Annotated in this window: 27 protein-coding genes; 16 read left to right on the top strand and 11 right to left on the bottom strand. The window is 41.1% G+C overall.

Going from position 1 to position 25749, the window contains the following annotated elements:
• Window positions 1-27 precede the first annotated feature (27 nt).
• The 10 genes from ACFQ3S_RS07505 (at window position 28) to ACFQ3S_RS07460 (ending at window position 7866) form a co-directional block, all read left to right on the top strand.
• Window positions 28-837 (top strand): DUF6544 family protein, encoded by an 810-nt coding sequence (locus ACFQ3S_RS07505; RefSeq protein ID WP_377162895.1) that lies wholly within the window; start codon window positions 28-30, stop codon window positions 835-837.
• Between the two features lie 93 nt (window positions 838-930).
• Window positions 931-2628: a L,D-transpeptidase family protein gene (locus tag ACFQ3S_RS07500; protein ID WP_377162893.1), complete on the top strand. Its 1698-nt coding sequence runs from the start codon at window positions 931-933 to the stop codon at window positions 2626-2628.
• A gap of 173 nt (window positions 2629-2801) precedes the next feature.
• Window positions 2802-3461 (top strand): BON domain-containing protein, encoded by a 660-nt coding sequence (locus ACFQ3S_RS07495; protein ID WP_377162891.1) that lies wholly within the window; start codon window positions 2802-2804, stop codon window positions 3459-3461.
• A gap of 74 nt (window positions 3462-3535) precedes the next feature.
• Window positions 3536-3799, top strand: coding sequence for a hypothetical protein (locus tag ACFQ3S_RS07490; RefSeq protein ID WP_377162889.1), 264 nt, complete (start codon window positions 3536-3538; stop codon window positions 3797-3799).
• 92 nt (window positions 3800-3891) lie between these two features.
• Entirely contained in the window at window positions 3892-4662 is a 771-nt protein-coding gene (locus ACFQ3S_RS07485; RefSeq protein WP_377162887.1) for an MlaE family ABC transporter permease, read from the top strand.
• 6 nt (window positions 4663-4668) lie between these two features.
• Window positions 4669-5445: an ABC transporter ATP-binding protein gene (locus ACFQ3S_RS07480; protein WP_377162885.1), complete on the top strand. Its 777-nt coding sequence runs from the start codon at window positions 4669-4671 to the stop codon at window positions 5443-5445.
• A gap of 3 nt (window positions 5446-5448) precedes the next feature.
• On the top strand, window positions 5449-6453 hold the full coding sequence (locus ACFQ3S_RS07475) for an MlaD family protein (RefSeq protein WP_377162883.1): 1005 nt from the start codon (window positions 5449-5451) through the stop codon (window positions 6451-6453).
• Between the two features lie 23 nt (window positions 6454-6476).
• On the top strand, window positions 6477-6824 hold the full coding sequence (locus ACFQ3S_RS07470) for a histidine kinase dimerization/phospho-acceptor domain-containing protein (RefSeq protein ID WP_377162881.1): 348 nt from the start codon (window positions 6477-6479) through the stop codon (window positions 6822-6824).
• A gap of 171 nt (window positions 6825-6995) precedes the next feature.
• Window positions 6996-7415 carry a hypothetical protein gene (locus ACFQ3S_RS07465; RefSeq protein WP_377162879.1) on the top strand — a complete coding sequence of 140 codons (420 nt, stop codon included), beginning with the start codon at window positions 6996-6998 and terminating at the stop codon, window positions 7413-7415.
• A gap of 1 nt (window position 7416) precedes the next feature.
• Entirely contained in the window at window positions 7417-7866 is a 450-nt protein-coding gene (locus ACFQ3S_RS07460) for a pyridoxamine 5'-phosphate oxidase family protein (RefSeq protein ID WP_377162877.1), read from the top strand.
• Between the two features lie 45 nt (window positions 7867-7911).
• On the opposite strand, the gene ACFQ3S_RS07455 is transcribed toward ACFQ3S_RS07460, so the two are convergent.
• The 8 genes from ACFQ3S_RS07455 to ACFQ3S_RS07420 form a co-directional block, all read right to left on the bottom strand.
• Window positions 7912-9024 (bottom strand): glycoside hydrolase family 130 protein, encoded by a 1113-nt coding sequence (locus ACFQ3S_RS07455; RefSeq protein WP_377162875.1) that lies wholly within the window; start codon window positions 9022-9024, stop codon window positions 7912-7914.
• 18 nt (window positions 9025-9042) lie between these two features.
• Window positions 9043-9300, bottom strand: a complete 258-nt coding sequence (locus ACFQ3S_RS07450; protein ID WP_377162873.1) for a hypothetical protein — start codon at window positions 9298-9300, stop codon at window positions 9043-9045.
• 100 nt (window positions 9301-9400) lie between these two features.
• On the bottom strand, window positions 9401-10162 hold the full coding sequence (pstB, locus tag ACFQ3S_RS07445) for a phosphate ABC transporter ATP-binding protein PstB (protein ID WP_377162870.1): 762 nt from the start codon (window positions 10160-10162) through the stop codon (window positions 9401-9403).
• Window positions 10155-11000, bottom strand: a complete 846-nt coding sequence (gene pstA, locus ACFQ3S_RS07440) for a phosphate ABC transporter permease PstA (RefSeq protein ID WP_377162868.1) — start codon at window positions 10998-11000, stop codon at window positions 10155-10157. The genes pstB and pstA overlap by 8 nt, the downstream gene beginning before the upstream one ends.
• Complete coding sequence (gene pstC, locus ACFQ3S_RS07435; RefSeq protein ID WP_377162866.1) at window positions 10997-11887, bottom strand: phosphate ABC transporter permease subunit PstC; 891 nt, start codon at window positions 11885-11887, stop codon at window positions 10997-10999. The genes pstA and pstC overlap by 4 nt, the downstream gene beginning before the upstream one ends.
• Before the next feature lie 4 nt (window positions 11888-11891).
• Window positions 11892-12725: a substrate-binding domain-containing protein gene (locus ACFQ3S_RS07430; protein WP_377162864.1), complete on the bottom strand. Its 834-nt coding sequence runs from the start codon at window positions 12723-12725 to the stop codon at window positions 11892-11894.
• 79 nt (window positions 12726-12804) lie between these two features.
• Window positions 12805-13923: an Acg family FMN-binding oxidoreductase gene (locus tag ACFQ3S_RS07425; protein ID WP_377162862.1), complete on the bottom strand. Its 1119-nt coding sequence runs from the start codon at window positions 13921-13923 to the stop codon at window positions 12805-12807.
• Window positions 13920-16454: a cation-translocating P-type ATPase gene (locus ACFQ3S_RS07420; RefSeq protein WP_377162860.1), complete on the bottom strand. Its 2535-nt coding sequence runs from the start codon at window positions 16452-16454 to the stop codon at window positions 13920-13922. Before ACFQ3S_RS07420 ends, ACFQ3S_RS07425 begins: the two co-directional genes overlap by 4 nt.
• A 241-nt stretch (window positions 16455-16695) precedes the next feature.
• On the opposite strand from ACFQ3S_RS07420, the gene ACFQ3S_RS07415 reads away from it, so the two are divergent.
• Entirely contained in the window at window positions 16696-17766 is a 1071-nt protein-coding gene (locus ACFQ3S_RS07415) for an AI-2E family transporter (RefSeq protein WP_377162858.1), read from the top strand.
• Here ACFQ3S_RS07415 and ACFQ3S_RS07410 read toward each other — a convergent pair.
• Window positions 17763-20459, bottom strand: a complete 2697-nt coding sequence (locus ACFQ3S_RS07410) for a cation-translocating P-type ATPase (RefSeq protein WP_377162856.1) — start codon at window positions 20457-20459, stop codon at window positions 17763-17765. The two genes, ACFQ3S_RS07415 and ACFQ3S_RS07410, sit on opposite strands and share 4 nt — an antisense overlap.
• Window positions 20460-20514: 55 nt before the next feature.
• Complete coding sequence (locus ACFQ3S_RS07405; protein WP_377162854.1) at window positions 20515-21357, bottom strand: universal stress protein; 843 nt, start codon at window positions 21355-21357, stop codon at window positions 20515-20517.
• 525 nt (window positions 21358-21882) lie between these two features.
• On the opposite strand from ACFQ3S_RS07405, the gene ACFQ3S_RS07400 reads away from it, so the two are divergent.
• From ACFQ3S_RS07400 to ACFQ3S_RS07380, 5 genes are all read left to right on the top strand, one after another.
• Window positions 21883-22143 carry an NAD(P)-binding protein gene (locus ACFQ3S_RS07400; protein ID WP_377162852.1) on the top strand — a complete coding sequence of 87 codons (261 nt, stop codon included), beginning with the start codon at window positions 21883-21885 and terminating at the stop codon, window positions 22141-22143.
• A gap of 171 nt (window positions 22144-22314) precedes the next feature.
• Window positions 22315-22998, top strand: a complete 684-nt coding sequence (gene folE, locus ACFQ3S_RS07395) for a GTP cyclohydrolase I FolE (RefSeq protein ID WP_377162850.1) — start codon at window positions 22315-22317, stop codon at window positions 22996-22998.
• Window positions 22995-23711: an SDR family NAD(P)-dependent oxidoreductase gene (locus ACFQ3S_RS07390; protein WP_377162848.1), complete on the top strand. Its 717-nt coding sequence runs from the start codon at window positions 22995-22997 to the stop codon at window positions 23709-23711. The genes folE and ACFQ3S_RS07390 overlap by 4 nt, the downstream gene beginning before the upstream one ends.
• 1 nt (window position 23712) lies before the next feature.
• Entirely contained in the window at window positions 23713-24057 is a 345-nt protein-coding gene (locus ACFQ3S_RS07385) for a flavin reductase family protein (RefSeq protein WP_377162846.1), read from the top strand.
• A 10-nt stretch (window positions 24058-24067) separates the two neighbouring features.
• Window positions 24068-24373: a hypothetical protein gene (locus ACFQ3S_RS07380; RefSeq protein ID WP_377162844.1), complete on the top strand. Its 306-nt coding sequence runs from the start codon at window positions 24068-24070 to the stop codon at window positions 24371-24373.
• A 290-nt stretch (window positions 24374-24663) separates the two neighbouring features.
• Here the strand turns inward: ACFQ3S_RS07380 and ACFQ3S_RS07375 are convergent, their stop codons facing one another.
• Complete coding sequence (locus ACFQ3S_RS07375; protein WP_377162842.1) at window positions 24664-25749, bottom strand: efflux RND transporter periplasmic adaptor subunit; 1086 nt, start codon at window positions 25747-25749, stop codon at window positions 24664-24666.

The raw sequence follows: 25749 nt of genomic DNA, 5'->3' as shown, positions 1-25749 counted from the left end.
AATTAAACAAGTTAAACTACAATAGCTATGTGGTACGTAACTGGAATATTGGCCCTTTGTCTACTTCTGGCTATCATCAAGTTTGTGGCCTCAACCAAAGAATTTGAGCAGAAGGTGACCGAATTATTTGCGTTACCTCATGCCTTGTCCAATCATGTTTTCAGTTATACGCTATTGATGGATTTGCCAAAACCCGTACAAGCTTATTTTAGGCATGTGCTAAATGAGGGTAAGCCATATATTAACTTTGTGAGACTTAAACATAACGGACAATTTAAAATAGGCCTTAACAAAAAATGGGTTGACATTCATGGTGAACAATATTTTACAGTAAATAAGCCGGGTTTTATATGGAAAGGAACTACCGCATTATTCACCGCTCGCGATATGTACTTATCCGGTAAGGGAAGGCTTGTGGTGTCACTTTTTTCGCTTTACAAAATCGTGAACGGAAAAGGTAAAAGTTTTAACCAGGGTGAACTTTTGCGGTGGCTGGCCGAAAGTGTTTGGTTTCCTACTAACTTACTACCCAGCGAAAACTTGCATTGGTTACCAATTGACGAGCAAACGGCCAAATTATTATTTACCTACAAAGGCATGTCGTTAACTTATATCGTGAGCTTTGAGGGTGGGGAAATTACCCAGGTGCAAACCACACGTTATATCAATGCTGAAAAGCTGGAAACCTGGATCGGTAAATTTTCGGCTTATCAAAAAATGAACGATATCATAGTACCCACCAAAATTGAAGCGGTTTGGCGGCTGGCCAAAGGCGACTTTAGTTATGCAAAATTCCATGTACTCCAAATTGATTATGATGTGCCGGAAAGATTTTAAGGTCAATCATTATTCCTGATATAATTAACCTCACCCTATTTATTTACCTGCACCACCTATTCAAAAGCCGTTACCCTACACCTTAGTTTTGCCATGAAATATCCAAATCAAATGAAAAACTATGCCCGGTCTATCCGCAAGGCAACATTATATTTTCAATTGGCCAGGTTAATATGGTTGATACTGGCCTTTAGTTTGGGCACATCGTTCCATAGCTTAGGCCAGGATACAAAAAAGGTGACCAGTACCGACAGTTTATCAAAAAAATGGAGCCAAACTATACCTGGTAATTTTAGCGGCCAATCCAAATCCCTGTTCGATAGTACACGGATTATTTTGTTTTTTAAGCGTTACCCTGCCTTAAAAAAATACGAACAAGAAATCCGTAATTTTTACCGGCAAAGAAATTATGCTTATGCCTGGTTTGACAACGGACGCTTGATTGAACAGGCCAACAACCTGGCTAACCGGGTAATGAATTTAAATAATGACGGCATTTACAAAACAGTGCCTTACCTGCAAGCGCTGGATTCATTGATACATACGCAAACAGGAAATAAAAAACTTCGGAGCCAGGATATAATTACGGAGCTGATGCTCAGTACACAGTATTTTGTATTTGCCGAACTGGCCTGGCAGGGCATGAATACAGCAACCAGCAGATCATCGGGTTGGTATATGCCACGAAAAAAAGTAGCCTATAACCAATACCTCGATAGCTTGCTGAATGAACCTGCAAACATCCAAGCGTATGCCGAACCGGTTTATCGCCAGTATGAATTATTGAAAAGCTTTTTAAGAAAATACCGGGAATTAGATCGTCAGGATAAATGGCTGCCTATAGCCCTGAAACAAACAACAATAAAACCAGGTGATTCATCACTAACTATACTACAGCTTAAATCCCGGTTATTTAAACTGGAAGATTATAACGGTGATACCTTGAGCCAGGTTTATACAGATGACCTGGTAACGGGATTGAAAAAATTTCAGGAAAGGCATGGTTTGCAGGTTAATGGCCAGCCATACCAAGCTACCCTTAATGCACTCAATGTGCCGTTAGCCTCCCGTATCAAACAAATAGTGGTGAACATGGAGCGCAGCCGCTGGCTGCCGGTAAAGCTCAATACAGATTATCTCGCCGTTAACATCCCCGAATATCAACTGCACGTTTACCATGCCGATAGCCTGCTTTGGAGTTGTAAGGTGGTGGTTGGTCAAACGGTACACCCCACTACAGTATTTTACGGCGAAATTAAACAGGTGGTATTTAGCCCCTACTGGAATTTGCCACCGGGGATTATCCGTAACGAAGTGCTTCCGGCGATCAGGAAAAATCCGAAATATATAGCTAATCACAGGATGGAAATTACCGGTACACATAATGGACTTCCGGTAATCAGGCAAAAACCCGGACCGGAAAACTCCCTTGGATTGGTCAAATTCCTGTTTCCCAATAATTATAACATTTACCTGCACGATACACCATCCAAATCACTATTCGGGGAAAACAGCAGGACCTTTAGTCACGGATGCATCCGGGTTAGCGAGCCTGCTAAACTGGCTGGCTTCCTGCTCAAAAACAGCAAACAATGGGATGCAAAAAATATTGAACAGGCTATGAATGCCGGTAAAGAACGCTATGTAAACCTATTAACAAAAGTACCTGTATTTATTGCTTACCTAACCGCGTTTACCGACCGGAATAACAAGCTGAATTTCAGGAAGGATATTTATCAACTCGATGAACACCTGGCGGCAATGATCTTAGCCGGAAACGGGGCTTATTAATAGTTCACAAATAAAAAAATTAGAAAATAAGTAATGCTTTTTTACTGTATTCTTTGATTCGATATTGTCCTTAAACATATTCCCAGGTGACGAACGTCATTCCCTCTACCCTCTATTGTTAGCAAATTTGACCTGTTAACGAGCCAACAAATTAAGCTCCTGATGCATTGAAAATGAGAACAAACGAAGAATTACAACAAGACGTTCAAAACGCTATTAAATGGGAGCCGTTATTGAATGCTGCTGAAATTGGCGTAACCGCTAAAAACGGCGTAATCACACTAACCGGAACAGTTGATAACTACCTTAAAAAAAGAGAGGCTGAAAATGCTGCTAAAAATGTGGCCGGTGTAAAAGCCGTGGCCGAAGACATCATTATTAAATTTCCAAGCAATTTTAATAAAACCGACACTGAAATTGCCAATGAGATTGTTACCGCTTTAAAAGCCACCTGGATTCCGAAGGATAAAGTAAAGGTGAAGGTTGAAAATGGCTGGGTTATATTAGAAGGTGTACTACATTGGAATTTTCAAAAAGACGCGGCTAAAAATGCTGTTAAAACCCTTATGGGTGTAATAGGCGTAACTAACGACATTAAAATACAGCCGGAAAGCCATGATGAAATTGAAACTAAAGAAATTGAAGAAGCACTTGCCCGTAACTGGTCTGTAAATAATCAGGATATAAAAGTTAAGGTTAATGGTACCCGCGTTACTTTAACAGGCACCGTGCAAGCACTATATCAAAAAGATGAAGCGGGCCGCATAGCCTGGAATGCTCCGGGAGTATCTATTGTGGATAATGATCTGCTCATAGGTTATCATGAAAACTAAAAGCAACAACAAAGCGCGGGGATAATTCCCCACGCTTTTTATGAGCAATTAATCACTCTCTAATAAAATATATCATGCCACTGCAAATACCGATAAGCCTCAATATTTTCGAGATAAAGGGGTGTCAATCAATTCCGGCACTATTAGTTGATTCTGAATTAGCACTTGCTGAGAAAAGATTAGAAAAATGGGAAAGTAAAAGTTATTATCAAAAAGTGGCCTCATTGGCTAAGGTGGCCGATATGTTACCAAATGATACAGATCAGCTTTCTGTATTGATCAAAGCCGAGATAGATTCCTTGTTAGCGCAAAGTTACCGCGATATAGCATTTTTATAGAATTCGATACAATTACATTATAATTAAACTTAAATCAACCAATATGTTTCATAGCATTATAGAGATAAAATTGGTTAAGCAAAGTTAAAAATATGGCATTTATGATAGATACCCGGTCGTTTTTCAATGAAACCGGCAGCATCACCAGATTCACCGGACGTTTTTTTTCACACGGGATGAAACCCAGTTATGAAATAAAAGAACTAATAGCACAGTGTTACATTATTGGCTACAAATCCTTACCCCTTGTGGGGCTTACCGGTTTTATAATGGGCTTGGTGCTTACTATGCAATTAAGACCATCACTGGTGAGTTACGGGGTACAATCGCAATTACCGGTTATGGTGGGTATCGCTATCGTACGCGAGATAGGGCCTGTTATCACAGCCCTCATTTTTGCCGGTAAAATAGGCAGCAGCATTGGTGCCGAGCTGGGCTCCATGAAAGTAACCGAGCAAATAGATGCGATGGAAGTAAGTGGCACTAATCCTACTAAATACCTCGTAGCCACCCGTGTAATTGCCGCTACGCTAATGTTACCTATACTAACTGTTTTTGGGGATGCAATATCATTATTTGGTGCTTATATAGGTGTAAATATAAAATCAGTAACCAGCATCAATTTCTTTTTTAACCAGGTTTTTCGGAGTATAGGCTATAGTGATATTGTACCGGCGATAATTAAAACAGTTTTCTTCGGCTTTGCAGTTGGGATTATTGGTTGTTACAAGGGTTTTAATTCTACTAAGGGTACCAGGGGCGTAGGAAATTCGGCAAATTCAGCAGTGGTACTGGCCTCTGTACTTATCTTCATTATAGATCTGTTAGCGGTGCAGTTCACCAATTTATTAGGCTTAAATTAAGAACTGATGAATGAAATTGAAAAGCAAACAGCGGTTAATACAAATGAAACTAAAACTCCTGTTATCACCATTTCGCACGTTTTCAAATCTTTCGGCAACAATGTAGTATTACAGGACTTTAATCTTGTCGTAAACAAGGAGGAAAACGTAGTAATCCTGGGAAAATCAGGTTCTGGTAAATCCGTACTTATCAAATGCATTATTGGTTTGCTTAAAACAGATAAAGGAAGCATAGATGTATTAGGAGATGATGTAACTCAACTGAGCGATGATGATCTGGATACGGTAAGAAAAAAAATGGGGTTCCTGTTTCAAGGGAATGCTTTATACGATTCGATGACGGTTAGGGAAAACCTGGAGTTTCCCATACGTAGGCATTGGGCACATCTTACTCAAAATAAAGTAGATGATATGATTAATGAAGCCTTGGAAAATGTTGGCTTGGCACATACCACCGAAATGATGCCGGAAGAGCTATCAGGAGGTATGCTTAAAAGAATAGCTTTAGCCCGTACCATGATACTCAAGCCCGAAATCATTTTATATGATGAGCCAACCACAGGGCTGGACCCGGTTACGGCCCGAGAGATCGATCAGCTAATATTAACTTTACAAAAAAAATACCACACCTCCTCTATCATCATTTCACATGATATGAACTGTGTAAAAAATATATCCGACAGGGTAGTATTGCTATTAGATGGCAAATGCTACGCCGATGGTACTTACCAGTTGTTTGAAAGTTCAGATGACCCAAAGATCAAACAATTTTTCGAATTATAAATTATGGCAAACACAGGCTCAAACAATATTAAACTGGGTGTATTTGTTACCGCTGGTTTGCTGATACTCATGGCAGCCTTTTATATGATCGGTAAGAATCGCAACATATTTGGCAGCGGCTTTGAACTCAAAGTTCGCTTCAATAACCTGAGCGGACTAATGGAAGGCAACAACGTGCTTTTTTCAGGCATTCAGGCAGGAACGGTCAAAAAAATAAGCATGATCAACGATACCCTTATTGAAGTAACATTATCAATTGATAATAAAACCAGTACTTTCATTCATAAAAATGCTTTGGCCGCAATTGGCACGGAAGGCTTAATGGGAAATAAGGTAATTAATATACAAGCTAAGCAAGGTAATAGCCCACTGGTAACTACCGGTGATATGCTCGCCACACAAGAAATGATAAGTACCGACGAGATGCTGCAAACCCTTTCCAGAACCAATACTAACATAGCTACAATTTCAGAGAGCTTAAAAAATGCCGTATTAGGTATTGAAAACAGTGCCGTAATTCAAATTCTGAATGATAAAACCATTGGGTTAAGTTTAAAATCGTCATTAAAATATATAAATAAAGCCAGTGCAAATGCCAACGAGATGACCAGCGGATTAAATTACCTGGTTAAACAAACCAAACAGGGAAAAGGCACAGCCGGGCTTTTACTGAGCGATACAGCCCTGGCAAGTAACCTAAAAATTTCAGCATTTAATATTAGGGCGGCAAGTGAAAATGCCAAACATGTTACTGGTGAGCTTAACGGTTTAATTAAAGCTGTGAGTATGGATCTGAACAATGGAAATGGTCTTGCACACGCCCTGCTACACGATTCTACAATGGTTGTAAAAATAAGTTCCAGTCTGAATAACGTGCAAAAAGGAACTGATGGGTTCAATCAAAACATGGAGGCCTTAAAGCAAAACTTCTTTTTCAGAGGCTATTTTAAAAAGCTGGCTAAGCAAAACAAAAAAGATAGCCTGACCCGCCTTGGCAAACCCTTATAAAACCTACACCTATCCTCTACAACATGCAACAGCTACTATTAATAAACAAAAACAACAACGAAATTAATGACCGTATTATTCAGTTAGAAGCTAAAAATGCAGTATTAAGCCGTATGTTACAAGAGGAAATAAATATTAACCAATTAAAGGCAGGATTTTTGGCCCAGGTGTCACATGAATTGCGGTCTCCACTAACCAATATTCAGCTTTCCGCGTCACCCATCGAGCACTATTATCATCGCCTGGATCGGGATAAGATATTCGGCCACTTAAACAAGATCAAAAACGAAGTGAACCATTTTGTAGTAGTATTAAATAATTACCTACTGATCGAAAATAGTGAAAAAGCTGATGATGGTAGTTTAATATAGGCTGTATTATTTCTATTGTTTGCTAAAAGCGAAAAAACTGAGCCCTATAAATGTGCAAAATCATTTTTTCTCCTGACGGGCATCATCTTAGCTATCGGCCTTTGTGCTGAAATTTGCATCATTCAATACACACAGAACCGACAAACAAGGCCGGTAATAATATGATATAATATGGAAAATGTAACCGAAATGTCCGACCGCGCAGAACAATACTATATCAGCACCAAACGCTGGGTATCTGATCTGGAATTCTTCAAAATTGAAACAGATTTTCTGCGTTACTTACAGCAAGATTACTTTATCCGGCTATTTGAACCAACTGACATTGAAAAACTGAAGGATGTTGGCAATAAATTACTAAAACTGCAATTAGATATGAAAGATGCCCAGTTGAAATGCGCTATGCAATTGAATAGATTAACACTGATTGCCGAAAATTTTTCTACAGAGGATATCTCGTATTTAGCCATAGAGAACGCTTCGTTGTATGATCTCATTACTACGCTTACACAGGAATATTACGACGTTAAGAAGGAGTTATTTAAACTGGCCGAAAGTGTGATGAGGGAAAACAAATTTTTAATGGATTAATATGTTAGGAGAATTGACAGAAAGCCAGATTAATAACCTGCTTGAAACGCAGTTGACCGGCCGATTAGGCTGCCACTCAGATGGTGTAACTTATATAGTACCACTAAACTATTATTACGATGGTACCAACATCGTTGCGCAATCGGGCAGGGGAATGAAAATAAGCATGATGCAAAAAAACCCAGAGGTGTGTTTTGAAGTTGACGAAATTAAAAGCATAATTAACTGGCAAAGTGTAATACTATGGGGCACATTTGAAGAGATTATTGAACTGGGTGAAAAAGAGAAAGCCTTACAGCAATTGATTGACCGGGTTGTGCCTTTTCTTAGCCAGGGCCAACACCCGTCTCATGGTATTACAGCTAATGACAGTGATATTGGCACTGAGGTAGAGCTGGTGATCTACAAGATTATCATCACCAAAAAAACCGGGCGTTTCGAGCAACATTAGTAATTTTTTGATTATTATTTAGTTAATACCTTTGCTGCAATTATTTTATCGCTGAAGTAAATGGTATGTACCACTGTTTACACTAACGGCGGGCAGCTGATCTGGAATATCTAACCGGGCCACACCAATACAGTTATCTGCCATTCCATAATAAATATCAAACCTGTCGGGCATACCAATATCGTCTCGCCGGTCTATCCCCGTCGGAAATATCACGCCGGGAACCGTTCCTACCCACTCTTCCAGCAATTCGGGTTTTAAGATAGGCGTTAACGACCGGTATAAGATCTTATCCGGCTGGTGTTCGTCAAGTATCATTATACCGGCAGAGTAAATGAGGTGATGCGGCTCTGTTAAGTTGGCTTCTACCTGATGTACGCCATGATAAATGAGTAGCCAGCCGTGCTTGGTTAGTACCGGAGGTGTTCCTGCGCCGATCTTTATCTTTTCCCAGTCGGCTTCAGGCAAGGCCAATGGGCTGTTGGCCTCAAACTCCTGCAGATGTTCGGCTTTATTACCTTTCAGCATTAGATCGCTGTAGGATATCCATATACACTCGTGGTGGTCCCTTATGCGCCTGTCTACCGGGTCGCACATGATATCCTCCGGTGCAGTTCCCGGAAATAAGGGCCTGTGCAGCATAACCAGGGCAATATCTCCGTCCGGGCTTATCATAGACCGGGGGAAAATACAGGCATCCTTATTATAAATATCATTAAAGGTGATTTGCTTGTAATTGGCGAAATCGGCCAAACCTATCCGTTTCCATTGCAGCAGATTTTTGGAAGTAGCTAAGGCGATGCGTGGCCCCTTTGATGAGAAAGCAGTGTAAGTCATGATGTATTCCTGCAATGGCTCAAAAAAAGTAATCCTCGGATCTTCGCAGCCACCACCCTCGGGTCTCCTCTCATAATCGGCGGCAGGTTCAAGTACAACTCCCATCCGTTCTACCCCAGTGGGATCGCCGTTTTCGTTGAATATTACCTTAGCTATACCGATTCTGGAATAATTACCTTCCGAAACTATCCTTGGAAACAGGTATAAGCCGCCATCGGGGCCGCGAACAGCAGCAGGATTTAAAACGCCTTCTTTTTCCAGTTCGTTACCAGGTTCGGGCTTCATAATAATTCCTAAACGGCTTATTTTAAATCCATCCATATCAACATGTATTAGAAATTAAATGTCAGTAGAATAGAAATTTTTATGTCCCTTTATTTCAAATTCCTTTTGATACATAAACGATTCTCCATCACGGTCCCACTCCAGTACAGCTTTCCATTTACCATCTCCGCAATCATCTACAGATATTTCAACCAAATTGGTATCATTACTATTAATTACAAAATGTAGTACTTGTGGATCGTTCCCAAAAAGCTGTATCAAATTGGCATGTCCATTAATAGGATGGCAAAAGTTGAAACGGAGATATTTCATCGTATTTTGTGGATTGATCGACAGACAATATCGTCATGTTACAAAGATGGAGCTTATGTTGCCCTATAAAAGTGATGCCGATCACAATGTACCTATTAATTTATCCGAAATGGCCTTTAACATAATTGCTCGTCAGGTCTTTTGCCGGGTTATTAAAAACGTTATCCGTATCCCCGGCTTCTATGATTTCTCCCAGGTACATAAAAACCGTCTGATCTGCAATGCGCTGGGCCTGCTGCATATTGTGGGTTACTATTACTATGGTGTAATCTTTTTTTAAGGTCAATATCAACTCTTCTATCTTGGAAGTACTCAAAGGGTCTAATGCCGAACAGGGTTCATCCATCAAAATAACTTCGGGCCTTAAAGCCACTGTACGGGCAATGCATAAACGCTGTTGCTGCCCTCCCGATAAGCGGGTTGCCGGTTTCTGCAGGTCGTCTTTTACCTCATCCCAAAGGTAGCTTTCTTTGAGGGCAGTTTCAATGATCTGCCTACGTTCGCCCTTAGGTATATTATTGATTTTTAAGCCGTAATTAACGTTCTCTTCAATACTTTTCGGGAACGGATTGGCTTGTTGAAAAACCATACCTATACGCCTGCGGACTTCCGTGGCCGAAAAACCACCTTTGTAAAGATCCCGATCATCTAATAAATATTTACCTTCTATCCTGGCATCGGCCAAAAGGTCGTGCATGCGGTTAAAGCACCTGAGCAGTGTGCTTTTGCCACAGCCGGAAGGGCCTATTAACGCAGTTATTTGATTTTGAGGGAATGCCACATTTACGTTTTTTAAAACCTGCTTGCTACCAAACCACAGGTTAGCATCCGTTGCAGATAGTTTAATATGTTCTTTATTCATGCTTGCTGTGCTGATAACGGATATAGAAAGCGGAGAGATTAAACAAGAAAACAACCAGGATTAATACCAAAGCCGTACCATAAGCCAACGGCCTAACTTGTTCTATAGCCTGATGCTGGGTGGAGAGCATGTATAAGTGATAGGGCAAAGCCATGAACTCCTGGTTGAGATAGCCAGCCGGTTTATTGATGTAAAAGGCCACACCGGTAAACAGGATAGGTGCCGTTTCGCCGGCCGCCCTTGACAGGGTTAGCACAAGGCCGGTTAATATACCGGGCAATGCCAATGGCAACACCACATCCTTAACAGACTCGAACTGGGTAGCGCCAACAGCAAGCGCAGCTTCCCGCATGCGGTTAGGGATGCGGCGTAAGGCCTCTTCTGTTGTAATAATTATATAAGGTAACGATAAAAGCCCCAGAGTTAGCCCGGCCGCAAGTAAGGACGTGCCCATTTGTAAACCCTGCACAAACAAAGCCAGCCCAAATAAGCCATAAATAATAGACGGAACTCCGGCCAAATTACGGATAGAGGCCCTAATTATACGGGTAAGCCAGTTATCGGCAGCATACTCGTTTAAGTAAATGGCACAACAAATGCCAAATGGGGCCGATGCTATGGCAGTTATTAAGGTTAGCAAAACCGTACCTGTAATAGCCGGCAGTACACCGCCTTTTGTCATACCATTTGTGGGCGATGTGCTTATAAATTGCCATGATAAAGATGGTGCCCCTTTTGTAAACAAGTCCCATAAAATAACTGCCAAAAAAAAGCAAACCAAACCAGTGCTTAGCAGCAGAATTACCCATCCTATAACAGGCGAAATTTTTTTCATCATACGGCCTGAAATTTTCTAAATTTATTTACAAAGTGCTCACCAACTAAGTTTACCAGCAGTGTCATCAAAAAGAGTACGGTTGCAATGGCAAATAGCGCGTAATAATGTGTAGTTTGATAAGGCACCTCCCCCATCTCTATAGCTATGGTAGCCGTAATGGTACGCACGGAATAGAAAAAACCTTTTGGAAATGCCGATGCATTGCCGGTAGCCATTAGCACCGTCATTGTTTCTCCAATGGCACGGCCAACCCCAAGCATTACGGCAGCCAATATACCGGGCGCGGCGGCGGGTATGGTTACCTGTATTAAAGTTTGCCATTTGCCCGCACCAACACTATAACTCGCTTCTTTATACGAATTAGGAACACCCTGCAAGGCATCTTGTGTAATAGTTATAATAGTTGGTAATGACATAACCGAGAGTAAAATAGCGCCGTTCAGGGCGTTCAACCCATTAGCCTGGCCGGTAATGTTGGCTATTCCAGGCCCTAACACCACAATTCCTAAAAACCCAATAGCTACAGAGGGTACGGCGGCCAGCATTTCGATGGCTGGTTTTAAAATGCTTTTTAAAGTTTTACCGGCATAATCAGAAAGGAACGAGGCCGTTCCTATGCCCAGCGGTATTGCAATGGTCATAGCTCCCAGCGTAACCAGGCTTGTACTCACCAGTAAAGGAAGTATGCCATAAGTAGCCGGGTTTCCCGATGGGCTCCACTGGGTGCCGGTTATAAAGTCCCAGGGCTGTACTTTCAAAAAAAAAGCCATCGTATTCCATAACAACATCAAAAATATACCCGCAAGTATAGCGATCACCATAAAGCCCGTCATCCTGAAAACCAATTTTGCAAACCGGTCTGTTTTTTCTCTTTTTATCAATTTCATAGGCTTATTGTGATATGATATAGTAACCCAACGAAGTAATTATTCTTTGACCCGCTATCCCTTTTTCAAAATCGATGAATGATGCTACCTTACTCCACGATGTTAAAGGTATAAACTGGTACAAAGGCCTTTGAAAATAGTATCGGTGCGCTGCAATTGCTTTTTTATCTAAAGGTGATACTGCAGGCAGACCTAATTTTTCGCTGATCTTTAATACTTTAACAGGCCCATTGGTTCCATTATGAAGTATATACCCTGCTCCTACATATCCAATACCCGATCCGTCCCGTTTAATACCCTCCACAATCTGGGCGTTGCCGTTCATTTCTTTGGCGTCACGGCTGAATTCAATTTTTAATTTTTTGCTGATGAATGAATGTGTACCTGAATTACTTTGCCTTCCATAAATATTAATCAGCACGTTTTGCCCAGTTACCGGTTTCCATGACCTGTATTTGCCGTTTAGAACCTTGGTTAAGGTGGTTATATCAATAGAATCTAACGGGAAATTTTTTTGTACAATAAAGGCTGTTGCATCTTCGGCAAAAATAACCGTACGGATAGGTATGCGCTTGGCTTTCAGCAGGGCAATTTCCTCATCATTTAACGGGCGGGAAGAATTTGCAATATCTGTTTGACCGTTTAACAAAGAGGCTATACCCAAACCAGAACCGCCACCGGAGATAGCAAGGCTAAAATCTGTATTTACATTATAAAAGTTTTCGGCCAGGCTCACCGCTAAATTAACTTCGGTATCCGATCCTTTTACTTTAATTGACCTGTTGGCATTAGTACAAGATGATATGATGATAATGAATAAGCACACTAAATACCTCATTATGAACTTATTTATATTTGCAATTTATAAAATTAATATATTTCCCAGGTTAATTTAGCAACACCAATTCTGCTTTATTTCAACTACGGATCAGCCAATCAACAGGCCTTCTTAATGAAACAGCACCAGGGTAGTTTTTTAGGTAACCCGTTCTCAAAATAAATTGCACTGGTTCATTAATGCCGATAGCAGAATTCAGACCTTGATGAATTGAAGGTTCTTCCAGAATCTGAGTCATTGGATGTATGGCAATACCTTTTTTTCTTACCTTTAAAAACAGGCGCTGCATCCTTTGTCCGGTTTCTAACAGGCTGGTTACAGACTGGTTTTTACTGGTGATAACGAACCATCCGCCCGAGGTAGCTACCTGCTTTTCTACCTGTTCTATATTCTGGTCTCTGAAACCGTTTTTCATCACATTTGGTTTGCCATAAAAATTACGTACCACCCAACCGGTAAAACCCTCAATTTCCATGCTACCCGGGGTTAACCCGTCGCGATATTTTTCAGCGTCCTTACTGGAAAACCTGATCCAGTTTGCAAGTTCTTTTTGGGCGGCATCACGGTAAGACTGAACCTTGTTGGCTTCGAGAGTTTGTTCGTTGAGATGACGGTAAGCAGCCGTTTTTGGGGGGATAAAATGTACAAAATCAATATCCTTATTGATAAGATCATTAACATCCTCCTGTTTTAGCTCAACAGGTAATATACCTGATCTCATTGTCCTTCGCTGTTTTATATGGTCAGTATCGTATTTTGCCTGTAAATCAGCATTTACCAACCTAACCTCCATTACCTCTTCATCCCTGTTGGTTTTTGCTTTTAGCTCAAATTGGCAGGCATAGCCCAGGTTATTAGCAGCATACTCCAGGTTCTGCAAAAATGCACCTATTGATAACATGGTTTCCCGCTGTGTAGGGTCTACCGCAGTAAGCCATTTAGTTTGATCGTTGCACACTATCCAGTGGTACGGCTGCAAACGTTTAATAAACCAGGGTTGTGTATTATGGCCGCTCGGCGCTAAGGAGGCTAAATATAAGATCGTACGTTCATCTTTCTTTAACAACAAACGCGGGATCGGATCAGGTCTTAAATCGTTGCGTACCAAATTCCTACGGTCGCTGAGTGCATAGCTGGTAACTCCTGCAATAACTATGCATCCACCGCCTATTCCTAAAAACCGTCTCCTGTTCATCATAAAATATCTTCTGAATTTTTAACTGTGCTAACCGGGTACTTGATGCGTTTTCTCCATTTAGCCAGTTCAAACCACAGCACAGATGTAAAACCTATACTAATGCTTATAAATAATTCCAGCGTATTAAGAGCTTTAAAACCAAAAAACATACTCAAAGGTTTAATATAGAGCAACCCGGCAGTAATAACCAGGGTTATGCCAATAATGAGCGGAACCAGATTGTTTTTATATTTAAGTGTAGTGTAAAGCGAATAATAAAAAGATCTGTTGACCAAAGTAAGCGATATGTTGGCCGCTATAAGGCAGGTAAATACCATAGTACGGGTAAGCTGTTCATCGGCACCCTTTGCTACTGCGTATTGGTACATGAGCAGTGTACCGGCAGTAATCATTAATCCCTGGGTAAGGCTGGTGATTAGCTCCTTTATGTTAAAAAAAGTACTACTTAATGGGCGGGGGGGTTGCTGCATAGTGTTATTTTCCATAGGCTCATTTTCATAAATAATAGAACAGGTTGGGCCCATAATTAGTTCAAGGAAAATAATATGTACCGGCGAAAATATATTAGGGTAAACCCAACTTAATGCCAGCGGAATGAACACAGTTAATACAATAGGAATATGGATTGAAATAATGTATTGTATCGCTTTTTTTAAGTTAGTGTATATCCGCCTGCCCATTGCTACAGCATCCACCAGTTTCGAGAGGTCGTCATTCAACAAAATAAGAGATGCTGCCTGTTTGGCAATTTCGGTCCCTTTTTTTCCCATAGCAATGCCAATGTGCGCCGCTTTTAAAGCGGGGCCGTCATTAACGCCATCACCAATCATAGCCACAATATGCTTTTTAGCTTTCAAGGCGTTAATGATCTTGAGCTTGGCATCTGGGAACATACGGCTGAATATGCTGGTCGTTTCAACCTTATCCGCGAGTTCGCTAACACTCAATTTCATTAGTTCATCTCCGCACATCCCTATATCATAACCATGAAGACCAATTTTTTTGGCGATTGCATGAGTGGTTTCCGCGTTATCGCCGGTAATGATCTTAACAGCGATACCTGCCTGGTAAAACCCTTGGAGTACAGCACTTATATTTTGTTTAGGCGGATCATCAAATGCCACCAGCCCCTTAAAGGTAAATACCAACTGCTGCTGCGTAGCCGGGAAGTTATTACCTTCAAAATTAGCTTCGCCAACAGCTAATACACGGTAACCTTCGGCAGCAAGTACCTCTATTGCACCGGCTATCTTCGTTTTCTCACTACTGTTTAAATTACTGATGCCGATCAGTGCTTCCGGTGCCCCTTTAGCCGCAATAATACGTTTGCATGCTCCGTTTTCAAACAGATGGGTCATCATGGGCGGTTGGCCGCTCAGGGGATATTCATGAATCATCTTGTAAGCATGCCTTTCATCGGCTGTGCCTGTTTGCGCATAGGCAGCATGAAGCGCGATCTCCATCGGGTCAAAAGGAATTGGCTCGCTGGCCCACATTGCCGTTCTGATCAATTCCCTTTCAGGTTGTCCTGCCAGTTCATTAGCATTGGTAATTTGATTAGAACCGAGCACGAAAAGCTTAGCCAGCAGCATTTTATTCTGGGTGATGGTTCCCGTTTTATCCGTGCAGATGACCGATGCGCTACCCAACGTTTCAACGGTTTTCATTTGTTTTACTACAATTCCCATCTTCATTAAGCGAAAGGCACCCAAAGCCATAAAGGTGGTAAAGGCTACCGGAATCTCTTCGGGAAGGATGCTCATGGCCAGCGTAAGTGCTTTGATAAGGCTATCTAAAATAGCACCCGAGTGAACGTAGTTAATAGCCCATACCACGAGGAAAACAACAGCCCCGGCAATGACCATCTTTTTTACAAAATTGTTGATCTGTAACTCCAGCGGGGTTTTTTCTTCTTCAATAGATTCCAGGCTCTTGCCAATTTTACCAAGCCTGGTTTGATTGCCAATTGCGGTTATGGCAACAACAGCCAGCCCGCTTGCTACGGTAGTGCCATGAAAAACTAAGTTGTCTTTAGCTGATGCATCTTTGTAAACAGATAAAGACTCACCGGTCAAAATACTTTCGTTTACCGAAAAATCGTTGGAGTGTAGTATAGTACCGTCTGCCGCAATTGCTGAGCCTTCGCTTACCATGAGGCTATCTCCGATTACGATAGCTTCACTTTTAATATCCTTTACGATGCCGTTTCTGATTACCTTACAAGTTGGCTGACTAAAATCCTTTAGTTTTTTGAGCGCATTACGACTACGCGAATCCTGAAATAATGAAATTCCGGCTACTAATACAATAGCCGAAGCCAGAAAAATACCATCGCCTGTTTTCCCGCTGATGAAATAAATGCCCGAGGTAACCAAAAGCAAGATAAGCATTGGCTCTTTTACCAGCCCTTTTAGCGAATCAATCAGTTCATTTTCTTTTTTAAAATACAGGATATTTGAGCCATATTTTAACCTGGCCGCTATAACCTCATGGTCATTAAGTCCCTCATTTTTAAACTTTTCTACCGGCATTGGTTTAATTAAATTTGATGTGAACTGGAAAGTATTTTAAATGGCCTAAACAATTATTAACAGTACAAACCGAACTTTTTCATGATGATAAAGCTCGTTTTTAAATAAGACATCTTAAATGATCCATATCACTCCCCTACCTGATAACAATCATTTAAAAACTGCTTTTAGAGCACGTTAAAAGCCTACATTAGTTCATAATTGCCAACGGTAGCCGAAGGCGTAAACAAACCATATAATTATGATAAAGGAAATACCAATGACCGTAAAACGCTCTGTTGAACTAATTGGACTGTTTGTTTTAGGAACCATCATTATGGCCGGAAATACGATCATAATGCCGTTGTTAATGGCATTCTTTTTTAGTTTGATGTTATTACCTTTATTCCGCTTTTTCAAAAAGTTAAAAATCCCGGAAGCTCTTGCCGTTATATTGCCGATTTTATTACTTACTATCGTTTTGGCATTAATCATCTGGCTATTCTCTAACCAAGTGGGTGCCCTCGTAAAAGATTTCCCACAGATACAACGTACCGTAACTAAACACCTGGACAACCTCAGTAAATGGGTCAGCCATTCGTTTGGCTATTCGCCCGCCGAACAGCTAAATTTTATTAATACGCAAAGCAAAAAAATGTTCAGCTCTTTAGGTGGCGTGTTGAGTGGCGCGGCGGGGTCATTATCCGGCATTGTTATATTTATAGGGTTATTGCCCATTTATATTTATTTGATATTGCTGTACAGGAACCTTTTTTTAAAGTTTGTGCTGATGTGGTTTAAAAAAGACGAATATGAAAGTGTTAATGAGGCTGTAAGGCAGACCGAAAAAATGGTAAAAAGTTATCTTATTGGTTTGCTGATACAAATCACTTATATTATCGTACTCTTAGGCGGGGCGTTATGGGTCTTTGGAATTCAGAACGCATTGCTCATTGGGATCATATTTGCGTTTCTGAACCTCATCCCCTACCTGGGCGCATTAATCGGCAATATCCTGGGCGTATTACTCACCCTTGCCTCATCAAATAGTATTGCCGATGTCCTGATCGTATTGGCAGCCATTACGTTTGTGCAATTACTCGATAATAATATCCTGATGCCTCGCATTGTGGGATCACAGATCAAGATCAACCCATTGGTTTCTATTGTAGGGATCATCATTGCCGGCACTTTAGCAGGCATTTCTGGTATGTTCCTGGCCATGCCCGTTCTTTCCATTCTGAAAATAATTTTCGACCATACCGAGCATTATAAGCAATGGGGCGTACTATTAGGTGACGATTTGCCCCAAAAAAGCCGACTGAAATTTTAATTGGTGTTATCGATCTTCTTTTTTTGTATTGCCTTATAATATTGAATAATTATTAACGGTAGCATACTTATCATAATGGCCATTAACCACAGCTTACCTGAAATAACCGATAAGCCTAAAACCACACGCATAGCTGGTATAGCAAATACCATTGCGGTAAGGCCGCCGCATACTAATAGCGCTATCCAAACAAATTTGTTGCTGGTAATTTCATTTTTAAAAATGCCTGAACCATTCGATGACATATTGAAAACATGAAACAATTGTGCGAACGTGAGTGTAATAAAAGCCACATTATTACATACCCGGTCATCTGTATGCAGCACTTCTTTACAATAAATTACGGCGAGGATAACAGCGGTGGTCATGGCGGTGGAGTATAAGGCTATTACCATCCATTTCTTATTGGTGATGATATTCTTTGCCGGATCTCTGGGCGGTCGCTTCATCACGGTATCATCACCGGAACCTAAACCTAAGGCCAGTGCCGGGAATATGTCGGTAACCATATTCAGGAAGAGAATTTGTAAAGGCAATAAAGTTGCTGCCGGTGTAACAACGCCTAATATGGTCACAATAAAAATTTCACTCAAGTTACAGGATACCAGGTAAACCACAAATTTCTGAATGTTCTGGAATATTTCTCTGCCGTGTGCCACTGCCTCGGCAATTGAAGTGAAGGAATCATCTTTTAAGATAATACTCGCCGTTTCCTTGGCCACCTGCGTACCCCTAATACCCATGGCTATACCCACATCTGCCTTTTTTAATGCAGGTGCATCATTAACCCCATCGCCGGTCATAGCTACAATTGAACCGTTTTCCTGAAACACATCCGCTATTTCCAGCTTTTGTTTAGGCGAAGCACGGGCAAAAACAGCGGTATCCAGTATTCGCTGCCGCCATTCTTTGGTTAAGGTATCAACTTCAGGCAATTCTTTGCCCGTGATCACATTTTTGTTGTCCTCTTCTATCAGCCCAACTTTTCGTGCAATGTTCAACGCGGTTTGCGGATGGTCGCCTGTGATCATTACTACTTTAATCCCGGCGTTCCTGCAATTTAATATAGCTGCTTTAATATCTGTGCGGGGCGGGTCAAGAAATCCGGCCATTCCCACATAGGTCAAACCCGACATGAAATTTTTAGGATCTATGCTTTTACCCCACTGGTAAGCAAATGCCAATACACGCAGCCCAGAAGCAGCCATTTCTTCCGACTTTAAAAGTATTTCCTTTTTTGAAACATCATCCATATCCACCACCAGCGCTCCCAATTGCTTGCTGCTGCATTTTTCCAGCAATCGCTCTACCGAACCTTTAGCCGCTGCAAAATACCCATCGGGTGTTTGGTGCAAAGTACCCATCATCATCATCTCTGAGTTGAACGGCATTTCTGCTACCCTTACGTATTTTTTAGTAAGTGCCGCTGTATCAATACCCGCAGCCATAGCTATTTGAATTAAGGCCACTTCAACAGGGTCGCCCGCAAACCCAGGTTTGTCTTTATTTTTTTCATTTGCGTTAACCACAGCGTTATTACATAGTACACCCGTCAACAAAAGTTTATCAAAGTTTTCTGTGCTTTGTTCAATCTTACCTTCAGTGAATTTCAGAACGCCGTCTTCAATCTCAACCTTTACGCTTTCAGTCGGAAAAGCGAAAGTATCTGCAAATATTTTATTCTCGGTGAGCGTTCCTGTTTTATCCGTCAAAATCACGCCCGTGCTTCCCAGCGTTTCCACTGCCGACAGTTTTTTAACAATAGCATTGCGTTTGGCCATTAACAGCATTCCGTATGATAATGCCACAGTTGCCACAATGGGTAAACCCTCGGGTATAGCAGCCACTGCCAGCGCTATGGAGGTTTCTATGATCATCAATAACGATTTTCCTTGTAAAAAACCAGTTATCGCAAAAATGGCGGTCATTCCCAATGTAATCCATATCAACTTACGGCTCAGCTTATTCAGCTTCTTATCCAAAGGCGTAACGGTATCGGCCGAACTTTCTACCAGGGAAGTTATGGTGCCCAATTGCGTTTGAGCCGCAGTGCCTGTTATTATCATCTTTCCGTTGCCATTAATTACGGATGTGCCTTTAAATACCATATTCTTTTGGTCGCCTACCACGGTATCATCAGCTACCGGATCAATATTTTTATCAGCGGGGAGCGATTCGCCCGTTAGCGATGACTCATCACATTGTAAACGGTTTACGGTTACCAAACGGCCATCGGCAGGTATCATATTGCCAGCTTCCAGCGGAACCAGATCGCCTGGTACTAACTCTTGAGATGGGACTGACCTGGTTTTACCATCCCGGATTACGTTGGCCATCATCACATCCATTTCTTTAAGCGCGTTCATGGAACTTCGGGCCTGAACTTCCATAAAAAAACCGATTAAAGCGTTAATTACTATGACCACCATAATGGCTATAGTTTCCAGAATATCCTTAAAATACAGCGATACACCTGCACCAAATATTAGCAGGTAAACAATGGGGCTTTTAAACTGCATGAGCATGACCCACCAAAGGTTTTTTTGTTTTTGGGCCTTATAAATGTTAAGACCATAAGTTTTTACACGCTTATTAGCCTCATTTTGGGTTATACCGTTATTAATATGGGTTTGAAGTTGCAGTACAACATCCTCGGCGGCTAATGAATAGGGATGGTGTACAGGATATTTCATTAGCATACAGAATTTGTTTTTATTTAGCGAAGAGTAATAAATGTGTTTTACTGTATTAAATACGCTCATTTTTTTTGTAGGTAAGCAGCGGCACTTTTCCATAAAAAGAATAATCTTCCGCATTTGACGGGTAAAATAATTTTTCAAACATTGAACGGGATTGATGCGTAAACAAAACTAAAAGTGAGGGTTTGCTAAACTTTATGGCATCATCAATATCTTGCAGCAAAGCATTTGTAATATCTCTTTTCCGGTTGAGGAGGGTTACCTCGTAATTTGCCTTTTTCTTCAGCGTGGCCTCCGTCAGTTCGTTATCAAAAGTAAACTCATAGGGATAGGAAATATGCATCATTTCCACACTTGCATTTAACGGCCGGGCAAAAGCAACTACTTGTGCCAGTTCTCTTTCATAATCGGTCATGTCAGATGCATAAAGAATATGCTTTAATTCCTTTACATGATAATTGCTGGGTATGCAAAGCACCGGCACTGGAGAACTGGTAATTAATTTCGCAGTATGTGTACCAAATATTTTGGTTAATACACCCGCGCCGCGCGTACTAATGCAGATATATGAACAACTATGCTTGCGGGCGTAAGCTATAACCCCATCTATCACATCTATATTAGATACCTGGATCAATTCATAAGTGATCTGCGTTTCATTGATGGATTTATAAATTCCGGCAATAAACGCGGAAAGTTCAACAGTATTTTTCTCCAGAAATGTTATTGTATGCCTGGCAAAGGTTTCTTCTGTCCATTTTAAGGGTTTAAGCAAATGGTAAACATGCAGAATCATCAGTTCTGCCTTGCGCTGTTTAGCCAGTTTAATAGCAAAACGGATACCGGCTTTAGAATTTTCGGACTGATCTGTAGTTACAAGTATTTTTTCCATAATGTGATGGGCAATGAATGTTATGAATGAGTGCTCCCGCGCTACACATGTAATTGGTGAAGTAATAAGTAAACTGTAGTATCTGCAGATCTGTAATCGGGAAATACCGAACTGAACCTGGTTGTAATTAGTTTTTTGTGCTTTGGGTTTATACCATGGCCACCAATTACAACTACTTGTTTACCATTACAAATATTTCTTAAATACCTTACCCAAAAAGTGATGTGGAACAGGGTAAGTAGTGATGTTAATCACTTTTCAAAATATGATAATTCCTATGTAGAACTATAAATACTTTCAGCAGCTACTCAAAATTAATTTATTACTGGAAGATCTTTAGCTAAATATAATACGACTAAAATGACATATTACAAATGATACATTGGAGACATTGGGCAGGATGCGCCCTAAATTATTTATAATCATTCTTAATTAATACAGTATCATACCAAATGATAATTTATAATACAATAATGTATTAATTTGCTTTTAGAAGGATTAAATCTATCTCATCCTTTTAAATTGATGTCAAAAACTATTGTTACAGTTGATAATCTGCCTGCTACCAAACAGCTTTCTGCGGCCACCACCGGATCAGGACTTGCGGGTATGAGTGCCGAAGCTTACCTCGCTAAGAGCGGTTATAAATTACATGTTGAAAAAAATAAATTAGAGATAGGCGGTAGTGTGCAGCAGTTTATTGACAAAGCTTATACATTCGACATACCGTTTACAGTCATCTTAGAGAAGGGCTGTTTTTTAAATATTCCATGTTTTTATGGATAAGCGACCCTGTACCTCATTCAAACCACCATCAAGTGGCTGATTTTAAGCATATAAACACTAATCAACTTTTCTTGAAACTGACCCAATCAAGCAATACAAGGCATAGTTTAAGCTATATATGGGTCATATCATCGAAAGTTGATTACGAATTCATTTAAACTCGATTACATCATGAATAAAAATAACGAAATAAACGATCCGATCCTTGAGCAAGTGGTGACCGATTTGGAGCATGAATACTATAATTCTGCCTTTGATACACCGCTGCGCCCCGACGCATTTGAAATGGATGACGACACCAAAATGGAACAGATAGCCCAACATTTTACCGCCATTATGCAAGTATTAGGTATGGACTTGCAAGATGACAGTTTGAAAGACACGCCAAAGCGTGTAGCCAAAATGTATGTTAAAGAAATATTCAGCGGCTTAAACCCTGCGAATAAGCCCAAACCCACATTATTTAAAAATCCCTTCAAATACAAGCAAATGCTGGTAGAAAGGAACATTGCGGTGTTCAGCAATTGCGAGCATCATTTCGTACCCATTGTGGGTAAGGCTCATGTTGCTTACATCAGCAACGAGCAGGTAATAGGCCTTTCCAAACTTAACAGGATTGTGCAATATTGCGCACAAAGGCCACAGGTACAGGAAAGATTGACCATGCAGATTGCCAATATGCTAAAAGAGGCTTTGGGCACGGAAGATGTTGCGGTGATCATAGATGCGCACCATCATTGTGTATCCAGCCGTGGCATAAGAGATGCCAACAGCACAACGCTCACCGCTGAATACAGCGGCCAGTTTTTAAGTGAAGAAACAAAGTATGAACTTTTAAAATACATAGGATTATGAGTTTTGAAGCCAAAAATATATTAATTGTTGGTGGTAGCTCTGGTATAGGTCTATCACTTGTTAAATTGCTTCACCAGCAAAATGCTAATATTTATGTTATTTCAAGATCGGCATCCGAATTATGGCCGGATGATGTTCAATACCTGGAAGCTGATGTTACCGGCAATATAGATGCTGTTGAAATGTTTCTGCCCCAGCAATTACATGGACTGGTGTACTCCGTTGGCAGCATTACTCTCAAGCCATTCAACAGGTTAACAGCTGAAGACTTTTTGAACGATTTTCAGCTCAATGTTTTAGGAGCCGCCCGTATAATTCAACAGGCTATAAAGCCGATAAAGAATGCTGCAGGGGCTTCTATTGTTTTGATCAGTTCTGTAGCTGCCACCACAGGAATGCCTTTTCATGCCAGTATAGCCGCAGCAAAAGCCGCGGTAGAAGGTATGGCAATTTCGCTGGCTGCTGAATTGGCTTCTCAGCGTATTAGGGTTAATGTAGTAGCGCCTTCGTTAACAAACACACCATTAGCCCAAAACTTGCTGAGCACACCTGAAAAGCAAGAAGCATCTGCCAAACGACACCCTTTAGGAAAGATCGGCCAACCAGAAGACATTAGCCGGGCTATTAGATTTTTATTGTCTGACGAAAGCAACTGGATGACCGGGCAAGTAATAGGTGTTGATGGCGGCATGGGTAAATTAAAAACAAGTTAATATGATAAACCTTTTAAGTGAAGATATCCGTGAACTGGAAAAAAACTACAGGACAAACCTGATCAATAGTTTAACAGGATACCGGGCTTTAAATCTTTTAGGCACTACCGGTAATAACGGCATCACTAACTTGTGTATTATCAGTTCCGTATTTCATTTAGGTGCAAACCCGCCGCTTGTTGGAATGGTTATACGACCGGAGCGTGAGCATAACGATACCCTGAACAATATCAGAGCAACAGGACAATATTCACTCAATAACGTATTACCGGAATGGTACATGCAGGCGCATCAAACTAGCGCCAGCTATCCTTCCGGTGTTTCTGAGTTTGATACCTGCCATTAAAAAGCAGTATGTGAATGGGTTTAAAGCGCCTTTTGTTGCAGAGTCCACTGTTCAAATCGGTCTTCAACTGCGTGAAACTATTGATATGGAGATCAACGGCACAACAATAGTAATTGGGGAGATCGTTCAAATTTTAACCCAAGACGAATTGATTGCAGCAGATGGAACACTTGATCATTACAAAGCACAAACCATGACGGTGGCTGGGCTCGATACCTATTTTCTCCCGCAACCTGTCGGGCAATTGTTTTACGCCAAACCGGGAATCGAACCGCGTTTGATAAAAGATGCGCAAAATTCAATACACAAGCTATAAAAAAAGAGGCTAAATTTATACCTGGTAAAAACTTGGCGAATTGCTTGGTGATCAACGAAAATATTGGTCAATTTCCTCAGATGCAGGAAATTGACCAATTCATTTGCTTTCATATAGCGGATCAATTTTATTTACTTATTTATTGTTTCGCCTATCCTCATCAGCAAATAAAACCAACAATTAGTAATGTTCCGCAACTCCAAATGCGTCAATAATTCGGTCAAAAGAGCGTTCACCCAACCGTAAACTATCATTAACTGAAAAATTAAATCCCGGCGAACTCCATAATCTTATTTAATAACCTCACCTTCTTTCAATTCGTCACCTGCATGCAGCACAATACGGTCGCCTGCTTTCAGGTTGCCAAAAACTTCCGTTGATTCGTCGCCAGCTATGCCTTCCTTAATATCGGCATACACTGCTTTACCATTGACCACCTTGATCACATATTGGCGTTCGGTAGAGCGCACAATGGCATTGTTAGGCACAAGTAACGATTTTGAACCTAACACCAGCGGTATTTTCACCTCGCCGTACATTCCGGGTTTTAAGCGCTGGTCTTTATTGTTCACATCCACTTCAATAGCTTCAGACCGTTGTGTGCCCAAAGCGTTTGCCGAACGGCTGATATAAGCTTTATTATCTTGACCAGGCAAGGCATTGAACACGAAGGTAACCTGCTGTTTCAGGTCTACTTTTTCTACATAGGTTTCAGGTATCATTACTTCCAGACGCAGTTTGCGGGTATCCTGTAAAACGAGCATCGGCTGATCTGTTGATTTGCCCGGCCCTACTAATGCCCCGGCCGATACGTTACGTTGCACGATCATACCGTCAAATGGTGCCCGGATATTTAAATAAGCCTGGATATCCGTTACTGAAGCAGCATTTGATCTTTCTGACATTACAACGGCTTCATCGGCTTTCATTTTTGACATCGCATTATCCAAATCAAGTGGTGAAACCGCACCTTCCTCTTTTGCGGCTTCTTTCAGCCTGCGGTATTTTTCACGGCTGGCATTGGCCGATTCCTGTGCCTGCAAATAACGCGCCTTGGCAGATTGTACCTGCGATACCATTTCAGGGGCTTCCAGTACGGCTAATAACTGCCCTTTATGCACCATTGAACCCCGGTCAACGTTGATCGTTTTCACAAAGCTATTGATCTTGGCAAAGATGTTCACTTCATTGAACGGTTTCAGTTGGCCGGGCAGCCGTACGTAACTGGACATGGCTTTTTCAGATACGGTCCCGGTCTCGAACTTGTTTTCTGTTTTTCCCTTTTCGCCAGCCATATCAACCGGTTTTTCCGGTCCCGAGCAACTATATAAAATAGCAGCCAGCGCTGCAATAATGACGATAATTTTGTGTTTCAT

The sequence above is a fragment of the Mucilaginibacter terrae genome (assembly GCF_042679325.1).
In the GTDB taxonomy this organism is placed as follows: domain Bacteria; phylum Bacteroidota; class Bacteroidia; order Sphingobacteriales; family Sphingobacteriaceae; genus Mucilaginibacter; species Mucilaginibacter terrae.
This window is presented reverse-complemented; position numbering and strand designations above follow the sequence as displayed.